Here is a 16,942-nt window from a genome sequence, read left to right as displayed (position 1 = left end):
AATAAGACCTCAACACCAAACCCGCAACCAAAACCAAAAAACTCAACCAAGCCAATACCGCTATTGAACGGCTAATGTGCATCGGAACACCATGTCTTTGGTCGAAACCAAAACAACCGTCGCAATTGGCCAATATCCAACGCCAAGTTGGTTGCAAAAACAGGCGCTGCAACAATTACAGACGCAAACGTGACTGCATGGAGCAGGAGTTTCGTTTCATTTCACCGCTAAATATGACAATTCTGCCCTTGCGGGTCCGGTCCGCGATTGAGAAACACAAGCAGGTCGCGATCATTCGATGAGAGCCGAGATGACTTCTGAACAAGCCGTCCGCGATGCGGTTCAGACGCATTCAAAGCGTGTCTGGCGGTTTGCGCTGGCATTATCGGGTACCTCGGACGTGGCTGACGATTTGTTGCAGGCCACATGTTTGCGCGCGCTCGAACGACATCATCAGGTGACGTCGCACAACCGACTGGACAGCTGGTTGATGACAATCTGCCGATCGATCTGGCTGAATGAGCTGCGTTCACGGTCGGTTCGGCGCGCGCAGGCGCTGTCGGTGACCCCCGAAGCGGATCTGGTTGCAACGGGACCGGATACAGAAACGAATATTTTCGCGGCTGAAGTGTTTACTCAAGTGATGCAGTTGCCAGAGGCACAGCGTGAAGCGGTAATGCTCGTCTTCGTTGAGGGGTACAGTTACCGCGAAGCCGCTGCCTTGTTGGAGGTTCCAATTGGCACGATCATGAGCCGGCTTTCGAATGCCCGGCAGAAACTTAAAACCGTGATGCAGATTGATGCAGCGGACAGCGCGCGACGGAGTGGCAAATGACGTTTTCCGACGAGACGCTTCTAGCGTATCTGGAAGGCAGCCTGGACGAGGCTCAGACCCGCGCCATTGAGGCTGCGGTTGAAGATGACGCTGCGCTGGAACATCGTCTGATAGCGCTGGATCCATTTGCGCCTGTTGTTCGGGATGTTTTTGAGAACCTGCCCGCTGAAGCGCCGAAGGTGGACCTGCCGGAAATAACGACGCGGCCCGCCAATAACGGGTTTCTGCGTCTTATTGCGGTGGCGGCCAGCGCGGCATTTGCAGCCGTCGCCGTAACATTCTGGGCCACCCGGCCAGCAGATTTAAGCTGGGCCCAGCAGGCCGCGATCTATCAATCACTTTACGTGCCGGAAACGATTGCATCGCTGGACAGTTCGGACGCGTCGCTGGCCAAGCAATTTGCAATGGCCGAAGCCGAACTGGGACGAACGCTGAATCAGGAAACACTGGAAGCCTTGCCAGGGCTGGAGCTGAAGCGGGCGCAGGTTCTTTCCTTCAATGGCAAGCCCTTGATCCAAGTGGTTTTTGCCGATGATCAGGGTCGACCACTTGCCTTCTGTGTCATTCGCCAGGGACCGAATGCCCCAAATACCGAAGTCCAACAAACGGTGTTGAGCGGTTTGGCAACTGCAAAGTGGGAGCAGGGCGGTTATGGATATATGCTGTTGGGCAATTCCCCACAGACGGATTTAAGCAACGAACTGGAAGTGTTGACCCGCACATTCTCGGGCTGATGGAAAACCCTTGTGAACTGTTGCAAATGCCCGAAGAATGCCGGGTATGACGTCGAAGAAAACCATGCCCCTTCCAGAAGACGAGGTCGATGATCTTGGCCCAGCCAGCATCTATGACGGCGATCCGGCAGAAGAGGATGATCCCTGGTTTTTGCCCCCGGACCAGGACGTGGAGGAAGATTTCTTTCTGCCCGGTCCCCGATCAGATCAGCGCCCGTTATTCGATCCGCGCGATTGGCATTCGGCACAATCAGAACTGTCGGCAGAGCTTGCTGATCTTGCCCTGACCTTTGGTGCTCTGGACGAGCGGCTGCGTTCGGGGCCTGAGGGGTGGACGCACCGTTTGGCACTTATGGAAACGTCCGATCTGGGGTGGTGGACAGGGGATCGGGTCAGCGTGGACCGCCTGGCTTTGTGGACGGGTCTGAGGATCGGCGCGACCCACGATGACGTGCAGGCGCTGTTTCGGGCAGGTTGGGCCGTACGCCGTCTGAGCTCAGGCGCTGGCCCTGCTAGTGGCGGGTGGGAAAGTGGGTTGACCGCGTTTCTTGACCGTCTGGCTCAGGGCTCTGATGCGACGCCCGAAGCGATCGTTGATCTAGCCGAAGTCATGCAGAATGCGGAAAGGCTGCACCCGGTAACACAATCGGCCATCGCGTTTCATGCTTGGCGAGCTATATCACAGGGCGTCGGACAAGACACCGAGGCGGCAATTATCGCTGCGCGGCACGCGGCTTCGATGGGGCGGGGCGGCGCAATGTTCATGCCTCTGGCGTTGTCTGGTCCGGGTGCGTTGCGCGGAACGGGTGGGCCGACGGACAAGTTGGGGTCTTGGATACAGGGCGCCGGGCAAGCGGTTCTTGCGGCCTTGCTGCACCTCGACAGGATCAGTGTCTGGGAGGGCAAGGCCCGCGACGCGACGCAAGATATGAGCGGCCGCACCCCACCACGACTGATTGATGCTCTGGCGGCGTGGCCAATGGTCTCGGCCCCGCTTGCGGAAGACTTGACCAACTCTTCGCGCGCGGCGGTTCAGCGGAATTTCGATCTGTTCACCCGGAGAGGTCTGGTGCGTGAAGTCACTGGCCAAGGCCGTTACCGGGTTTGGACAGCCGCACTATGACCCGTCAACCACTTGCGAAACGGTAAGATTGGACGGGCGCTTTCAGCGTCCAACACCGACGTAGGTTTCGAACCCCGATTTCAGCGCTGTAGTTTTCGAGTAGATGTTGCGCAGGTCAACCATCCTGGCTGTGTTCATAGATGCTGCAATTTCGGAAAGGTTCAGCGCGCGGAACTCATTCCATTCCGTCAGCAGCACAACAACATCCGCGCCCTGCGCGGCGATATACGGGTCGTCGCACCATTCGACGCCCGGCAAAAGCGCTTCTCCTTCAGATTTTCCCTGAGGGTCAACAACGCGCACCGTTGCGCCACCGCCAATCAGGGCGGGGACGATGGACAGCGAAGGTGCGTCGCGCATATCGTCCGTGTTGGGCTTGAACGTGACACCCAGAACCGTCACGGTCTTGCCGTTGAAATGATCGTCACATGCGTCTCGAATTTTCTCGATCATCCGTTTCTTGATTTCGTCATTCACGCGGATGACGGTCTCGGTGATTTGCATCGGATGCGCGTGGTCCTGCCCGATCCTGGCCAACGCGGCCGTGTCTTTTGGAAAACATGAACCACCGTAGCCAGGTCCTGCATGCAGGAATTTGTTGCCAATCCGCCCGTCAAGGCCAATGCCACGCGATACTTCTTTGACATCCGCGCCAACTTTTTCGCATAGCCCGGCGATTTCATTGATGAAGGAAATTTTGGTCGCTAGAAACGCGTTGGCGGCGTATTTTATCATCTCGGCGCTTTCCAGATCGGTGGTCAGGATCGGGAAGTCGCGCAGGTAAAGAGGGCGGTAAATTTCTGCCATCACCTCGGCAGCGCGGTCATTTTCGACGCCGACCACAACGCGGTCCGGACGCATGAAATCGTCTATTGCCGCGCCTTCGCGAAGGAATTCAGGGTTCGAAGCCACGTCAAATTCGGCCTGGGGGTTAGCAGCCTTGACTGTTTCCTGCACTTTTCGGTTTGTTCCGACGGGCACAGTCGATTTTGTGACGATAACGGTATACCCGGTGACAGCCTGAGCGATTTCTTCCGCCGCTGCCATCACATAGGTCAGATCCGCATGGCCGTCTCCACGCCGGGTTGGCGTTCCAACCGCAATAAAGATAGCATCCGCGCCGTCCACTGCGGCTGCAAGATCGGTTGTGAAGCTCAGGCGGCCAGCCGCGACGTTTCGCGCCATCAGCACGTCCAGACCCGGTTCATAAATTGGCACCTGTCCGGCTTTGAGCATATCGATCTTCTGCTCAGCCTTATCAACGCAAATCACATCATGACCGAAGTCCGAGAAACACACACCGGAAACAAGGCCCACATACCCGGTGCCGATCATTGCAATGCGCATCTGCCAAATCCTTTTATACCAATTACTATCAACGGCGCGGGCACAATCGAAGAATCCAGCGCCGGTTTCAATGATTTACAGGTATGGTTGCTGAGTTCCCATGTTTTCTTGTTGTTTTTGAGGCAATATGCGCGGGAACAGAGTTTTTACAATCCGTCGTGCTGCGCAGAACTTGTTGAATCACGTCCATTGTCAGCTGAAAAGATACAATTCTGGGCATGGACCAGTAATAAACAGCCACTAAGCGGGCGGTGTTGCGCCGCCCACTTTCCGCCCGGAGCAAGGCGGCTGTAGCGGGCCCAATGGAATTGGCGATTGCTATAGAAATGGACCGACGACGCAAAAAAACCGCCCGAACCACAGTTCAGGCGGCAGCTGTGCTCAGAACCAGCGCCCTATGGCGATGACACTTGGTGAAAAAGCCGCTGTATCCGAAGTTACAGAGAGGGCTTTGCACGTGGCTTGAGTGTTTCCGGGCACATCAAACCCGATGAAACGATTATTGGCTCCAGCGCTGCCACTAACGCTTGGCGCAGAGGAAAATGGCGCTGGGTAGTTCCACGTCATTGCAGCGCTTGCGAACAATACGCCTTCCGCGGCCGTGCATGCGACAGGATGCAACGCGGCGGTGCAGATCAGGGTTCCATCGGCAAAACGTGTAAATTCGCCATTGGTGTTACTTCCGCGCTCTATGACCGCACCGGTTGGTATACCGCCAACTTCTGATACCGACCCCAGAAGGTTACCCGGCCCATAACCGTAGTCGGCACGCATCAAGCGACCCGAAGTGGTATCCGTCGCATCGCCCTGAACAGCCGCACCAGCCGCTGTTCCGGTCGCGGGGTCAAAAGTCAGAGCTTCCGTCCAGGTACCTCCGTCAGGGGACACTTTGATTGAAAACCCCGTACTTCCGGATAACCCCATTTCAGCGTGACCGGTCCAGTTCGACTGAAACACCAGCGATGCTGTATCGCTGGCACCCGCCTTGTTGATCTTCAGCTGATGCCCGCCGCCCTCATGGCTCAGAAGCGTTGCCGGGCTTCGGACAGACAAGCGATTCGTAGCGTCCGAACTTGTTGCCACCCCAATACCATTCAGGTTCTGAGTATTGACGGGCAAGGGCAGCCAGTCAGACCCATTCCAGAACTTCAGTTCACCAGTGGCCTCGTCCCAGGCGCGCCAGCCCGCATACGGGGTCAAGAAATGCCAGGCGTTGTCCAGCCATGCGGCAAGCTCTCCTGCATGTCCGGCCCAGTCCCCGGTGGGGGTGACGCCCAGAGCATGGATATCACCCTGCTCGGGGACAACGGGCGGGGTGCTGGCATTGGTTGTCTGAACTGTTAGCTGAACGACCAGATCAAGCTGTCGTAGTGCCTCGTTGTGGGTGACGTGCTTTTGAGCCTGCGAAGGTTGTAGAAAAGGCAGGCGCAATCTGGGTGAGGTCATTGACACGAGGGTCCTCCTGTGGCTGTCGGTCCGAAAGTCGGTTGCGCGCCACTCTGCCGTAAGACGCGTCAATCCCGTCTGACCTCGCCGACCGCACAGGAAATAATCTGTTAACTTGAGTATCCCCGGGGACAAGCCGACCCGAGTATGGCCTATGGAGAACTAAGTCGCCGCTTAGTCCCGGGCATAAATGTCTTCATATCGAATGATGTCATCTTCGCCTAAATAGGTACCGGTCTGCACTTCGATCAAAACCATGGGTACTTTGCCGGGGTTCTCCATCCGGTGCACGGCACCCAGCGGGATATAGACAGACTGGTTTTCGCTGACCAACCGTTCCTGATCATCAACTGTAACCTTGGCGGTGCCCTCAACCACAATCCAATGCTCGGACCGATGGTGATGGGACTGCAGGCTGAGCGCTGCGCCAGGATGCACATGGATTCGCTTGACCTGAAATCTGTCACCGATCACGAGGCTCTCAAACCAGCCCCAGGGGCGGTGATCGACCGGAAGCGTATCTGCCTGTTTGGCCCCTTTAGCCTTTAAGGCAGCGACAGCCTGCTTGACGTCCTGAGCTTTATCCATGCCAGCAACCAGCACAGCATCCGGCATCGCAACTGCGATAATGTTCTCAAGCCCCATTGCCACCACTTCCTGCGCAGGTGATTCTGATCGTATCAGAACGTTGCGGCAGTCGATTGTGGTTACTTCCCCATATGTCGCGACGCCGTTTTCATCAGGGTTTGACAATTCTTGAACAGCCGTCCAACTGCCAACATCCGACCAACCTGCGGAATACGGAACCACGCTGAGGTTGGGGGCTTTTTCCATGACCGCATAGTCGACCGAGATGTCATCGACGTCAGCCCAAGCCGAAGGGTCCAATCTCAGGAACCCCAAATCTGCCTTTGCGCTGTCGACGGCCTTTTGGACAGGTGCAACAAGGGTGCTTGCGTATTTTTCATATGCTGCAACTATGTCACGTACCGCAAACAGGAAGATGCCGGAATTCCACAGGTAACTGCCATCTTTCACCATCGCCTGCGCGGCTTCCAAATCCGGTTTCTCCACGAACCGATCCAGGCGAACTGCACCCCCGGACGCGTCTGGGGCGTCGTTCAGCTTTAAGTAGCCATACCCGGTTTCAGGTCGAGTGGGCGTGATGCCAAATGTCACCAGATCGCTTCGTTCGGCAATTGCGCGCACGCCTGTGGCGACGGCCTGATGAAAAGCGGCCTTGTTTGGAAGCACATGATCTGAAGGCGCGACCAGCATGATGGCATCCGGATCACGCGAGGCAAGGTACAACGCAGCCGCCAGTACGGCAGGGGCCGTGTTTCGCCCTTCAGGCTCAATCAGAATCGGACCGGGGTCGATCCCAATAGCGGTCAGCTGTTCAGGTACAATAAACCGAAAAGCTTCGTTGGTGAGAACCAGCGGTTTGGCATAGGGCGTATGCGAGGGTCCAAGCATCCGGTCGGCACAATCCTGTAACAGACTGGTTTTGCCGACAAGTGGAACGAATTGCTTGGGATAGCTTTTGCGCGACAGGGGCCACAAACGCGTTCCTGAACCACCACACAGGATGACTGGATAGACCGTTCTGTTCATACACGTGCCCCTGAATTGCTGATGACCAACGATATTGTTCAATTCTTTTTGTGGAATGGGAGATCCCGTGGCTACTGGGCCGCTTTTCCAGTTGCAACGATGTCATTCAGATATTGGCTCAGATCATCACGCAGGTCGTCACGGGCAAGGGCAAAGGAAACGGTCGCTTGCAGAAAACCGGATTTTGAGCCGCAGTCGAAACGCTGCCCGTTGAACTTGTATCCAAAAACGGGCACGCCGGATGCGATATCCTCGGCGATTGCATCAGTCAGTTGGATTTCACCGCCGCTTCCGGTTTTCATTGCGTTCAGGTTGTTCAACACGGAAGGTCGGAGAATATAGCGACCGATAACTGCCAGATTGGATGGCGCTTTTGAGGGTTCGGGTTTTTCGACCATGCTCTTGGCCGGAATGACCGGGCCGATACTGTCGACGACATCCAGCACGCCGTACGAACTGGTCTTTTCTGGTGAAACTTCCATCGTTGCCACCATGTTGCCGCCCGTTTCCTCATAGGCTTCAACCATTTGTTGCAGACATGGTTTATCTGCAGCAATCACATCGTCAGGCAGCATTACAGCAAAGGGTTCATCGCCTATCAAACGGCGTGCACACCATACAGCATGCCCCAACCCCAGGGCTTTGTGTTGGCGGATATAGGCAATCGCGCCGCTTTCCATATTCGTCTTGTTCAAGATATCGAGAAGCTTGTTTTTGCCCTTGGCCATTAGTTCCTGTTCGAGGACAAGGTTGTGGTCAAAGTAATCTTCAAGCGCGGATTTCCCGCGAGAAGTCACAAAGATGAATTCTTTGATACCAGCGGCGCGCGCTTCATCGATTGCATATTGCACCAGCGGGCGATCCACCAACGTCATGATCTCTTTCGGAACAGATTTGGTTGCCGGCAAAAACCGGGTTCCCATTCCCGCCACTGGAAAAACTGCTTTGGTGACTTTACGTGTCATGGTGCCTCTCAAAACAAATCTTGGCCGGAAAAGCAGAAAACATCCGGAATGTCCTCTTAGTCTTCAAAACCGCGTCAATCAATCATGCCCGGTGTGCCGGCCGTTATTGACCAAATCGTGCCACCTCGGTCCAGATGAGTCAAAAGCCGACTCCGGTGTTTCCTGTATACAAGGCCTGAACCACAGTTCCCAGAGACCCTTCCGCTATAACTCTGTGCTAAAAATCTGACGACGATTTGTCGTTCACGGAAAGTTGATATGTTTGGAGCGGCGTCGGTCGCCTTGAAAAACTCCCGGACGGAGTCCTGCATATTTTCTTTGGATGGGCATAGCGCCTTGTTATGACGAGAAGTTTAGGACTGCGCGGCCGAAAAGAATTTAGATGGCAGGGACTGTGCAGCTGAAATTAACACGGCTCACTTAGTCGCAAGCTGCGTCAAGTAACGTGTCTTATGTGCACAAGTATCCCGTCGGCAAACAACCAAGCGTCTTGGAAATACATGATCTGACGCATCAAGTCCGTTTTCGAATGGGCAACAATATGGCCGGAACCGCAAAGATTGGTGATAACGACGGTCTGTTGCGACTAGCTATAAGATGCTCAAGCAAGTCGCGAGGGACCGTTCAACGCATGCTTGGCGCCTTATCGGACCAGTTTCGTTGTCATTGAGGTTTCGGGAAAACAGGTGGGTGCAACACCCTTCGTTTCCTGCCATCTGCCTATGGATCGACGGGTTTTGAAACCTGGCAAGCCGTCAACGCCTCCAACATCGTACCCCAAGCTTTCCAGCGCGCCCTGCATCTTTGCTATGTCAGAACGGTACAAGCCACCGACCTTGCCCCATTGCCCCTTGAAATCACCGCTTCCAAATTGGATTCTGTCACCGACGTGGCCGACGAACAAAGCATAAAGATCGCTTTTGTTGTATTCCTTCAAAACGTGAAAATTCGGAGTGACGAGAAAAGCAGGACCAAATCGTCCTGCTGGCATCATCAGGTAACCCACCCCCTGCATCTCGTGGGCTGGAAAAGGTTTGCCCGAGACCCGGTTTATGCCCATCGCTTCCCATTGCTGGATTGACTGCCCCTGATCAGGTCCTTCCAATGCACATGAAACGGTTGCCGGCACAGACACTTCGAAACCCCAGTCACGCCCGGCGATCCAGCCGTGCTGTTTCAGGTAGTTGCCAATCGATGTGATTGTATCATCGGATGACCCCCAGATATCGACCTGCCCATCGCCGTTGCCATCTGCGGCGTAAGCCAAATAGCTTGATGGCATGAATTGGGGTTGTCCTAACGCGCCTGCCCAACTGCTTTTCATTTGCCGGGCTGGCAGGGGTCCTGCCTCCGCGATTTGCAGAGCCGCGATAAGCTCGGCCGTGAAGTAGTCCGCGCGCGTGCTCATGAATGCCTTGGTCGACAAAACCCTGAACGCATCATGGCGGATCGGCACCTGCCCATAGCCACTCTCTCTGCCCCAGATTGCCAGAATGATGCGAGCAGGAACGCCTGTATTGCTTTCGACTTTCGCAAGAATCGCAGAGTGTTGCCTCGCCATCCTGCGCCCGATAGACATTGCGCCCTGAATTGACCCCGGATTGAAATACCGGCTGGGCGATCCAAACTCGGCTTGTTTTTGCGCCTTGGGCGTTTTGCGTTTATGTCCGGGGGGAACCAGATCAGGCAGGTCCCAGTTCAGAGTAACACCGGAAAACGCCTGTTGCAGTGTGTTGCGCGAAACACCTTTGGCCTGCGCCTGCGGCCAGATCGTCTCCAACAACCACGACTGAAACTGGCGTTCAATTGCTGCACGATCCTGTGCCAGTGCGGTCTGGGACAGAATGATCAATCCTAGAGTGAACAGCAAAATACGCATTGACGATTTATCTGTCCCGACTGGCCTTGCAAGTCAACGGGAAGATGCCGCGCGACCCGTAGCTCTTTACACCCAAAGTTGAAAGTAAGTTGAGGTTGGCAATTTGTGGTTCGGAAAACTCTTGAGAAATTTCACCCGCTTGCCGATAGTTGCATGGGATTGAGATGAGGAGAGGACAGTCAGCTGTGGCACAAGTCATTTCATCAAATCCATCCTTGCTCAGGCTTGTCGTTGTGCTCCTGTTGATCGTTTCGGCGCAACCAGCTTTGGCCAGCGACAGCTTTATGGACCCGCAAGGCCCAATAGCGGCAGTTCAGAAAACGCATTTGCTTCGGGCGACCGTATTGATCCTGCTGGCCGTTATCCCGGTATTGGTGCTGGTCCCGATAATAGCGTTTCGGTATCGCCGCCGAAGCAACCGCATTGCGCCCTACGCGCCGGATTGGGATTTCTCGGCCAAGCTGGAATTTGTCATGTGGGGTGTGCCTGTCATAATCGTGGCCTTGCTGTCTTTTTATCTTTGGAAGGCGACGCATCGGCTTGACCCGTATTCGGCACCGTTTGGTGAAGATCCGGCGCTGCGGGTTCAGGTTGTCGGTCTGGATTGGAAGTGGCTGTTTCTGTACCCCGATCTTGGGGTCGCCACTGTGGGAGAGTTCGGAATTCCGACAAAGCGGCAAGTTGCATTGACGCTGACAACCGATACCGTGATGCAGTCGTTTATGATACCCGCGCTGGCCGGACAGATTTATGCGATGCCGGGCATGACCACCCAGTTACATCTTGTCGCGGATGCGCCGGAAGTGATGCAGGGTGAAAACACTCAGTACAACGGACGGGGCTTTACCAAGCAGAAGTTCCGCACCATCGCAATGAGTGGTGAGGATTTCGACCCTTGGGTCGAAAAAGTGCGTAACAACAGCATCCAACTAGATGTGGCAACTTATCGGAAACTGGCCATGCGGACAGACAGGGATGAAGTTCAGGCCACTTTGGGAACATCTCGGATGCCGGATGATGCGCTCTACTTCACAATAGAAGACGATCTGTTCCTGAATATCCTGAGCCGCTACCACAGCGGTCAGCCGCTGCCCATCGATCTACAGCCTGGAACTGCAACATTTGGGCAGGAGGCGCAAAAATGACGCCAACCGAGACAGGTTTCTTCGGGCGTCTGAGTTGGGACGCTTTTCCGATTGCCGGGTTGATCCAGAACCCAAATACTAATGAGATCGTGGCCAATACAGCCGCAGCTGTTGTGATTATTGGCGCTGTGGTTGTCGTAGGATTGCTGAGCTGGTTTCGTTTGTGGACACCCCTGTGGCGCGATTGGCTGACCAGCGTCGATCACAAGAAGATCGGTGTCATGTATATCGTCTTTGCCATCGTGATGCTGGCACGCGGTGTGCTTGAAGGCGTTGTCATGCGCGCGCAGCAGGCTTCCGGGCCCGGCGACGGTTTCCTCGAAGCCGAACACTTTGCCGAGCTTTTCAGCACTCACGGCACAATCATGGTCTTCTTTGTTGCCGTTCCCTTTGTCTTTGGTGTTGCGAATTACATCGTCCCACTGATGATCGGCGCGCGCGATGTGGCGTTCCCGCGACTAAACCAGATTAGTCTGGGCCTTACGGTTTCGTCAGGCATGATGCTGATGGTGTCGCTGGTGATTGGAGAGTTTTCGACCGGCGGCTGGACAGCCTATCCACCGTATACCGGCGCAGCGTTCAATCCCGGTGTTGGGCCGGATTATTGGATCTGGGCCATCGTTGTTTCGGGCATTGGCACCTCGCTGACGGGTATCAATTTTGCCGTTACGATCTACAAGTTGCGCGCGCCGGGCATGACGTTCATGCGGCTGCCGATGTATTGCTGGACAATCATTTGCAGTTCGATCTTGATCGTCTTTGCTATGCCGCCTTTGGGTGTCGCCGCGCTGATGCTTGCCGCTGATCGCTATCTTGATTTCCACTTTTTCACAAACGACCTCGGTGGCAACATGATGAACTATGCCAATCTGTTTTGGCTGTTCGGCCACCCCGAGGTTTACCTGCTGGTTTTGCCTGCCTATGGCATCTATTCCGAGGTGTTTGCGACCTTCTCGGCCAAACGGCTTTATGGCTACAACTCGCTTGTTATTGCGACCATGTCGATCGCAGTGTTGTCGTTCACGGTCTGGCTGCACCACTTTTTCACCATGGGTCAAAGCGCGCTGATCAACGCGGTGTTTGGCATTGCGACCATGCTGATTGCCATCCCAACCGGCGTGAAAGTCTATGACTGGATGGCGACGTTGTGGCGGGGGCGCATTCGATTCTCGGTGCCGATGCTTTATGGGTTGTCATTTTTGATGCTGTTTGCCATCGGTGGGCTGAGCGGTGTGATCCTGGCAAACCCAACCGTAGATTACCAGGTTCACAATACGCTGTTTTTGGTAGCTCATTTCCACAACGCGTTATTGCCTGGCGTGTTGTTCGGATTGTTGGCGGCATACAATTACTGGTTCCCCAAGGCCTTTGGATTCCGACTGAACGAATTCTGGGGCCGGGTTTCTGTCTTTTGCTGGACCGGGGGGTTTTTGCTGACATTCATGCCGCTCTATTTCGTCGGGCTGTTGGGCATGCCACGCCGCTCTTTCAGCTATAGCGATCCGTCTTTCCACCCTTTCATGATCGTGGCCATCATCGGAGCGATAGTTATTACCTGTGGATTGTTCTCGGTCCTGATCCAGCTATGGGTCAGCATTCGTGACCGCGACCAAACCCGCGTTCCTGTTGGGGATCCCTGGGATGGTCGCACATTGGAATGGACTATCCCTTCACCGCCTCCTGCGTACAACTTTGCGATCATCCCCAAGGTTACGGATCGGGATGAATTCACGGCACAGAAGGCAAAAGGAACAGCCTATCCAACACCAGACGCTTATGAAGATATCGAACTGCCCCGAAACACGGGAATTGGCATTGTCCTGTGCGTTCTCAGCGGCATATGGATGTTTGCGCTGGTCTGGTGGATCTGGTGGCTTGCCGCGATAATGACGGTTTTGATGATCCTTGCGGTGATCATCTGGACATTTGATGACAGTACAGAACTCACCATCCCCGCGGAAGAGGTGCGAAGGGATCACGAAGCTTGGTTGGCGTTGGTCCACAGCGAAGCGGCGGTTGATCGCGACTCAGAAACTTCTTCGGAAAACCGCGGCCTTGCCCGCCCGGATCTGGAGGTGGTGACATGAAGCGCGCGCCGACACACAGCTATCCCGGTATCAATCTGGGAGAACATCACGCCAGTGCCCACAAGGCGACCGAGGTTGTCACCTTTGGGTTCTGGGTCTTCTTGATGAGCGATCTGGTTTATTTCGGCCTCATGTTTGCGATTTACATAACAATGATCGATGCACAGGCAGGTGGTCCCGGCCCGCACGAGTTGTTTGATCTGAAAAGTGTTTTTGCGCAAACCCTGATACTGCTGACCAGCAGCCTGACAGTGGGTCTTGCCATGCTGGCGCTGAAGTACAATCTGCCGCGCGGTCGCATTGTCTTGTGGTTTGGCGTCACTCTTGTGCTGGGGCTTGGTTTTCTGGTGCTGGAAGTGCTTGACTTCATGGCCATGGCGGAAAAAGGCGGCATTCCGCAGCGCAGCGGTTTTCTGTCAGCCTTTTTTGGGTTGGTCCCGCTTCATGGTCTGCACGTTGCGACTGGATGCCTTTGGCTGATCGTTTTGGGTATCCAGCTACGCGTCAAGGGCATGACGGATGTGGTTATTTCGCGCGTGGTGCGGCTGGCGTTGTTCTGGCATTTTCTCGATCTGATCTGGATTGGCATCATTACCATCGTGTATTTCGGAGGTCTGACCTATGGATAAGCGCTCTGAAATGCATCGTCGCGAGCGTCGGCGCTATGTGATCGGGTACGGTGGCTCGCTTTTGCTGACCTTAGCGATGTTTGGCGTAGCGCAGGTTTATGGGATTGAAACGGTTGGTATTTACCTGACCATCGGGTTGCTTGGATTGGCGCAGCTTGTGTTGCAGCTTGTCTACTTCCTGCATATCGACCGTCGGCGCAGCAGCCGCGAAGATCTGCATCTGGTGCTGTTTTCGACACTGGTTCTGATGATCATGATCCTTGGCACCGTCTGGGTTCTGGGCAATTTGGCCACCCGAATGCACATGCACTTGATGTAGTGCGTATTTGAAACAAGCGGGGTGGCGGGTCGAGATTTGGCTTTCGGCAGGACCACCAATAGCGGAAAAAGCCTCAGTAGGTTGTCCGCATTTGATACCCCTGATGAAAGGTCATGCGTACAAAGGTGACCGGGGTTTTTCGAAACCACGTTGTCCGCTCCAACTGGAACAAAGGTGTTCCGGGCGGAACTGAAAGAAAGTCCTGAAGCGAGCCGGTCGCCGGAACAGCCGAGAAGGCAATTTCCGCGTTCGAAAACGGAACTTCGGCCAGCAACCATTCGTTTGGACCGGTGGTCAGAAAGTCCTCATTCATGACGTGCGGTACTGCGGCTGTATTGATCCATCGCTCCTCGAACTGGAAGGGGCGATTGTCGGCATGGTGCATACAGCGCAAATGCAGAATTTGTGTGCCCTCGGGCAGTCCGAGTTTGGCTTGTAGCCATGCCGGGCAATCTATCAGCGTACGGCTGACCAACGCATACCGGTATTCTGCATTCATGTCTTCAATGGTTTGCCGGACTACTGCAATGGGCAGCCTGGCCTGTTTGACCGGTGTTGTGACCACACGCGTGCCGCCTTTGCGTTTCCGTGTAACAATACCCTGATCAGCGAGTTCACGCAGAGCGCGATTGACAGTTGCGCGAGCACAACCGAATTCGGCGGCAAGCTCCAGTTCGGTAGGCAGCAGGCTGCCTTGCGGCCAGATTCTGGTCTGGATGCGATTCAGAACTTCATCGCGGACATCCTGGAAGCCGGTGTTTTTCTGCCCGTTCACATTGTGCTCACTATTTTTTTCGAACTTATTAGTATTATGTCTATGTTAACGGTGAGATGCAAAGAATTTGACCCAGAACCTTATAAGATTGCAGGATTGCGCGGTTACGCCTTGGGCCAATGGTGGTGGTGTAACAACCGAACTTGCCGCGAAGCGGGTCGGCGAGCACGTCGTCTGGCGTATCAGTGTGGCCCGGATCGATCGGGATGGGCCTTTTTCCCGATTTCCAGGCATGGCGCGTGTACACACGATCATCGAAGGCGCCGGGCTTGATTTGCTCGGCGATAGTGGCGTTTTACCAGCGCGACCATTCCTGCCGGTTTCGTTCGACGGAGCGCTCGCGCTGAATGCGCGTCTGTTGGGCGGGCCGTGTCGTGCGCTCAATGTGATCTACGATCCAAAGATCGTCGTTGTGGTAGTGAACGTTTTTGCAAATGATCAGGAATTCGAAGGGGCTGCGGGCGAGTTCGTCTTTGTCGTCTCGGGAATGGGCCACATGTCAGACAAAACGCAGCTGGTTGCCGGAGACGCAATGACGCTGAACGCCGCTGTTACGATCAGTCCGGCTGCGGGCTCTAAGATCCTTCGCGTGATTTTCAATAAGACCCCGACCTAAAGCTCAGCAAGAAGCCCACCTATTGCCTGTTTGTAGTTGTTCGCGACTTTGTCGCGCAGGACGTGACGCCCGTTTTGAACCTGGTGTCGGCCTGCGGACCAAAGATCAGTAACGACATTATCTTTGGCGGCAAAGACTAAACCATCCAGCAACTGGTGGGGCTGTAGTGCACAAAGGGCAGGGGCTTGACTGTCGATGGCGACGAGATCAGCCAGCATTCCTTCGGTAATTTGCCCCGCATTGCGGCCAAGCGCCTGCGCGCCGCCCATAGCTGCGCCGCGATAAAGGGTTTGTCCGGCCGAGCCTTCGCCGACCACCATCACGTTACGTGACAGGTCGCGCAGTCGTTGCGAGTATTCGAGTGTGCGGAGTTCTTCGGTCATGGAAATCAACACGTTGGAGTCCGATCCCACGCCAAAGGCGCCGCCTGCGCTCAGATAGACAGGGCCGTTGAAAGGCCCGTCGCCCAGGTTGGCTTCTGTCACCGGGCACAGACCGGCAACGGCATTGCTATGGGCCATGGCGCGAGTCTCTTCGTCAGTCATGTGGGTGGCATGGATCAGGCACCAGTTGGAATCAACCGGGGCATTATCCAGCAGCCATTCGACCGGACGCGCGCCAAGGCCAGCCTGAACTTCCTCAACTTCTCTGGGTTGTTCGGCAATGTGAATATGAATTGGACCGGAACTTTGTGATGCCACCACTTGCGCCAGATCGCGCGGACAGGTGGCGCGCAGGGAGTGTGGCGCGATGCCGACGCGACAGTCGTCGGGAAGATTACCGAGCGCATCCCGCGCCTGCGCGACAAGTTCGCAAAAACGGTCCACATCATTTCCAAAGCGTCTCTGCCCCGCCTCCAGCGGTTTTTCCCCAACTCCTGCATAGCTGTAGAGCACGGGCAGATGGGTCAGGCCAATTCCGGTCTCGGCGGCGGCGGCCATGATCCGGTCGCTGAGTTCGCAAATTCTGTCATAGGGTTGCCCGTTCGGTTGGTGGTGCAGGTAATGGAATTCACCGACCGAGGCGTATCCGGCCTCCTGCATCTCGACATAAACTTGCGCGGCGATGGCCTGAATGTGGTCAGGGCTCAGGCGGGCTGTGAAGCGATACATCAGATCGCGCCAAGTCCAGAAACTGTCACGGCCAGCCAGCCGATATTCGGTCATTCCCGCCATGGCGCGCTGAAAGGCATGGCTGTGAAGGTTGGCCAAAGCGGGCAGTAGAGTGTCGACGCGGGTGTCGCCGATTTGCGCGACAGCATTGGGTGTCAGTCGGGCAATGCGACCATTCTTGATCTCGAGTCGCAGATTCTCTGCCCAGCCGGCTGCCAGAAAGGCCCGTTTTGCGAAAATGACCGTCATCCCTACCTCCGGTTTTATGAATAGACATATGCCATAAAGACCTGTACCAGAAAAGAGAGAATTGCAC

15 protein-coding genes are annotated in these 16,942 nt (G+C 55.2%); 8 read left to right on the top strand and 7 right to left on the bottom strand.

The annotated features are described in order from the left end of the window. The first annotated feature begins 310 nt into the window (after window positions 1–310). From AC2FPW_RS19895 to AC2FPW_RS19885, 3 genes are all read left to right on the top strand, one after another. The gene (locus AC2FPW_RS19895) at window positions 311–835 is read left to right on the top strand and encodes an RNA polymerase sigma factor (RefSeq protein ID WP_496815081.1); all 525 of its coding nucleotides are present in this window, start codon (window positions 311–313) and stop codon (window positions 833–835) included. After that, the gene (locus AC2FPW_RS19890; protein ID WP_496815080.1) at window positions 832–1,569 is read left to right on the top strand and encodes an anti-sigma factor family protein; all 738 of its coding nucleotides are present in this window, start codon (window positions 832–834) and stop codon (window positions 1,567–1,569) included. The genes AC2FPW_RS19895 and AC2FPW_RS19890 overlap by 4 nt, the downstream gene beginning before the upstream one ends. 64 nt (window positions 1,570–1,633) lie before the next feature. Further along, entirely contained in the window at window positions 1,634–2,692 is a 1,059-nt protein-coding gene (locus AC2FPW_RS19885) for a helix-turn-helix domain-containing protein (protein WP_496815079.1), read from the top strand. A gap of 42 nt (window positions 2,693–2,734) precedes the next feature. On the opposite strand, the gene AC2FPW_RS19880 is transcribed toward AC2FPW_RS19885, so the two are convergent. From AC2FPW_RS19880 to AC2FPW_RS19860, 5 genes are all read right to left on the bottom strand, one after another. Continuing rightward, window positions 2,735–4,039 (bottom strand): UDP-glucose dehydrogenase family protein, encoded by a 1,305-nt coding sequence (locus tag AC2FPW_RS19880; protein ID WP_496815078.1) that lies wholly within the window; start codon window positions 4,037–4,039, stop codon window positions 2,735–2,737. A gap of 381 nt (window positions 4,040–4,420) precedes the next feature. Next, on the bottom strand, window positions 4,421–5,485 hold the full coding sequence (locus tag AC2FPW_RS19875) for a DUF2793 domain-containing protein (protein WP_496815077.1): 1,065 nt from the start codon (window positions 5,483–5,485) through the stop codon (window positions 4,421–4,423). A gap of 174 nt (window positions 5,486–5,659) precedes the next feature. Next, window positions 5,660–7,099: a mannose-1-phosphate guanylyltransferase/mannose-6-phosphate isomerase gene (locus AC2FPW_RS19870; RefSeq protein ID WP_496815076.1), complete on the bottom strand. Its 1,440-nt coding sequence runs from the start codon at window positions 7,097–7,099 to the stop codon at window positions 5,660–5,662. A gap of 71 nt (window positions 7,100–7,170) precedes the next feature. After that, complete coding sequence (gene galU, locus AC2FPW_RS19865; protein WP_496815075.1) at window positions 7,171–8,064, bottom strand: UTP--glucose-1-phosphate uridylyltransferase GalU; 894 nt, start codon at window positions 8,062–8,064, stop codon at window positions 7,171–7,173. Window positions 8,065–8,707: 643 nt separating this feature from the next. Then, the gene (locus AC2FPW_RS19860) at window positions 8,708–9,943 is read right to left on the bottom strand and encodes a lytic murein transglycosylase (RefSeq protein ID WP_496815074.1); all 1,236 of its coding nucleotides are present in this window, start codon (window positions 9,941–9,943) and stop codon (window positions 8,708–8,710) included. Window positions 9,944–10,128: 185 nt separating this feature from the next. Between AC2FPW_RS19860 and AC2FPW_RS19855 the strand changes: the two genes are divergently transcribed. The 4 genes from AC2FPW_RS19855 to AC2FPW_RS19840 are packed head-to-tail and all read left to right on the top strand — an operon-like array spanning window position 10,129 to window position 14,123. Further along, window positions 10,129–11,088, top strand: a complete 960-nt coding sequence (locus AC2FPW_RS19855; protein ID WP_496815073.1) for a cytochrome ubiquinol oxidase subunit II — start codon at window positions 10,129–10,131, stop codon at window positions 11,086–11,088. Then, window positions 11,085–13,175: a cbb3-type cytochrome c oxidase subunit I gene (locus AC2FPW_RS19850; RefSeq protein ID WP_496815072.1), complete on the top strand. Its 2,091-nt coding sequence runs from the start codon at window positions 11,085–11,087 to the stop codon at window positions 13,173–13,175. The genes AC2FPW_RS19855 and AC2FPW_RS19850 overlap by 4 nt, the downstream gene beginning before the upstream one ends. After that, window positions 13,172–13,804, top strand: a complete 633-nt coding sequence (locus AC2FPW_RS19845) for a cytochrome c oxidase subunit 3 (protein ID WP_480773623.1) — start codon at window positions 13,172–13,174, stop codon at window positions 13,802–13,804. Before AC2FPW_RS19850 ends, AC2FPW_RS19845 begins: the two co-directional genes overlap by 4 nt. Further along, entirely contained in the window at window positions 13,797–14,123 is a 327-nt protein-coding gene (locus AC2FPW_RS19840) for a cytochrome o ubiquinol oxidase subunit IV (RefSeq protein ID WP_496815071.1), read from the top strand. Before AC2FPW_RS19845 ends, AC2FPW_RS19840 begins: the two co-directional genes overlap by 8 nt. Window positions 14,124–14,196: 73 nt before the next feature. Here AC2FPW_RS19840 and hutC read toward each other — a convergent pair whose 3' ends face one another. Next, on the bottom strand, window positions 14,197–14,898 hold the full coding sequence (gene hutC / locus AC2FPW_RS19835; protein WP_496815070.1) for a histidine utilization transcriptional repressor HutC: 702 nt from the start codon (window positions 14,896–14,898) through the stop codon (window positions 14,197–14,199). A 67-nt stretch (window positions 14,899–14,965) separates the two neighbouring features. On the opposite strand from hutC, the gene AC2FPW_RS19830 reads away from it, so the two are divergent. Continuing rightward, window positions 14,966–15,514, top strand: coding sequence for a HutD/Ves family protein (locus tag AC2FPW_RS19830; protein WP_496815069.1), 549 nt, complete (start codon window positions 14,966–14,968; stop codon window positions 15,512–15,514). On the opposite strand, the gene AC2FPW_RS19825 is transcribed toward AC2FPW_RS19830, so the two are convergent. Then, window positions 15,511–16,875 (bottom strand): formimidoylglutamate deiminase, encoded by a 1,365-nt coding sequence (locus AC2FPW_RS19825; RefSeq protein ID WP_496815068.1) that lies wholly within the window; start codon window positions 16,873–16,875, stop codon window positions 15,511–15,513. The two genes, AC2FPW_RS19830 and AC2FPW_RS19825, sit on opposite strands and share 4 nt — an antisense overlap. Window positions 16,876–16,942: the final 67 nt, after the last annotated feature.

It is taken from the genome of Ruegeria sp. SATB027 (genome assembly GCF_059613825.1).
Note: the sequence above shows the minus strand (reverse complement) of the source record. Positions and strands in the feature narration are given on the sequence as shown.

Excerpts from the sequence above, each read along its gene's own strand:
- AC2FPW_RS19895 (WP_496815081.1), top strand. The coding sequence starts at position 311 with ATGACTTCTGAACAAGCCGTCCGCGATGCGGTTCAGACGCATTCAAAG.
- AC2FPW_RS19890 (WP_496815080.1), top strand. The coding sequence starts at position 832 with ATGACGTTTTCCGACGAGACGCTTCTAGCGTATCTGGAAGGCAGCCTG.
- AC2FPW_RS19885 (WP_496815079.1), top strand. The coding sequence starts at position 1,634 with ATGCCCCTTCCAGAAGACGAGGTCGATGATCTTGGCCCAGCCAGCATC.
- AC2FPW_RS19880 (WP_496815078.1), bottom strand. The coding sequence starts at position 4,039 with ATGCGCATTGCAATGATCGGCACCGGGTATGTGGGCCTTGTTTCCGGT.
- AC2FPW_RS19875 (WP_496815077.1), bottom strand. The coding sequence starts at position 5,485 with ATGACCTCACCCAGATTGCGCCTGCCTTTTCTACAACCTTCGCAGGCT.
- AC2FPW_RS19870 (WP_496815076.1), bottom strand. The coding sequence starts at position 7,099 with ATGAACAGAACGGTCTATCCAGTCATCCTGTGTGGTGGTTCAGGAACG.
- galU (WP_496815075.1), bottom strand. The coding sequence starts at position 8,064 with ATGACACGTAAAGTCACCAAAGCAGTTTTTCCAGTGGCGGGAATGGGA.
- AC2FPW_RS19860 (WP_496815074.1), bottom strand. The coding sequence starts at position 9,943 with ATGCGTATTTTGCTGTTCACTCTAGGATTGATCATTCTGTCCCAGACC.
- AC2FPW_RS19850 (WP_496815072.1), top strand. The coding sequence starts at position 11,085 with ATGACGCCAACCGAGACAGGTTTCTTCGGGCGTCTGAGTTGGGACGCT.
- AC2FPW_RS19845 (WP_480773623.1), top strand. The coding sequence starts at position 13,172 with ATGAAGCGCGCGCCGACACACAGCTATCCCGGTATCAATCTGGGAGAA.
- AC2FPW_RS19840 (WP_496815071.1), top strand. The coding sequence starts at position 13,797 with ATGGATAAGCGCTCTGAAATGCATCGTCGCGAGCGTCGGCGCTATGTG.
- AC2FPW_RS19825 (WP_496815068.1), bottom strand. The coding sequence starts at position 16,875 with ATGACGGTCATTTTCGCAAAACGGGCCTTTCTGGCAGCCGGCTGGGCA.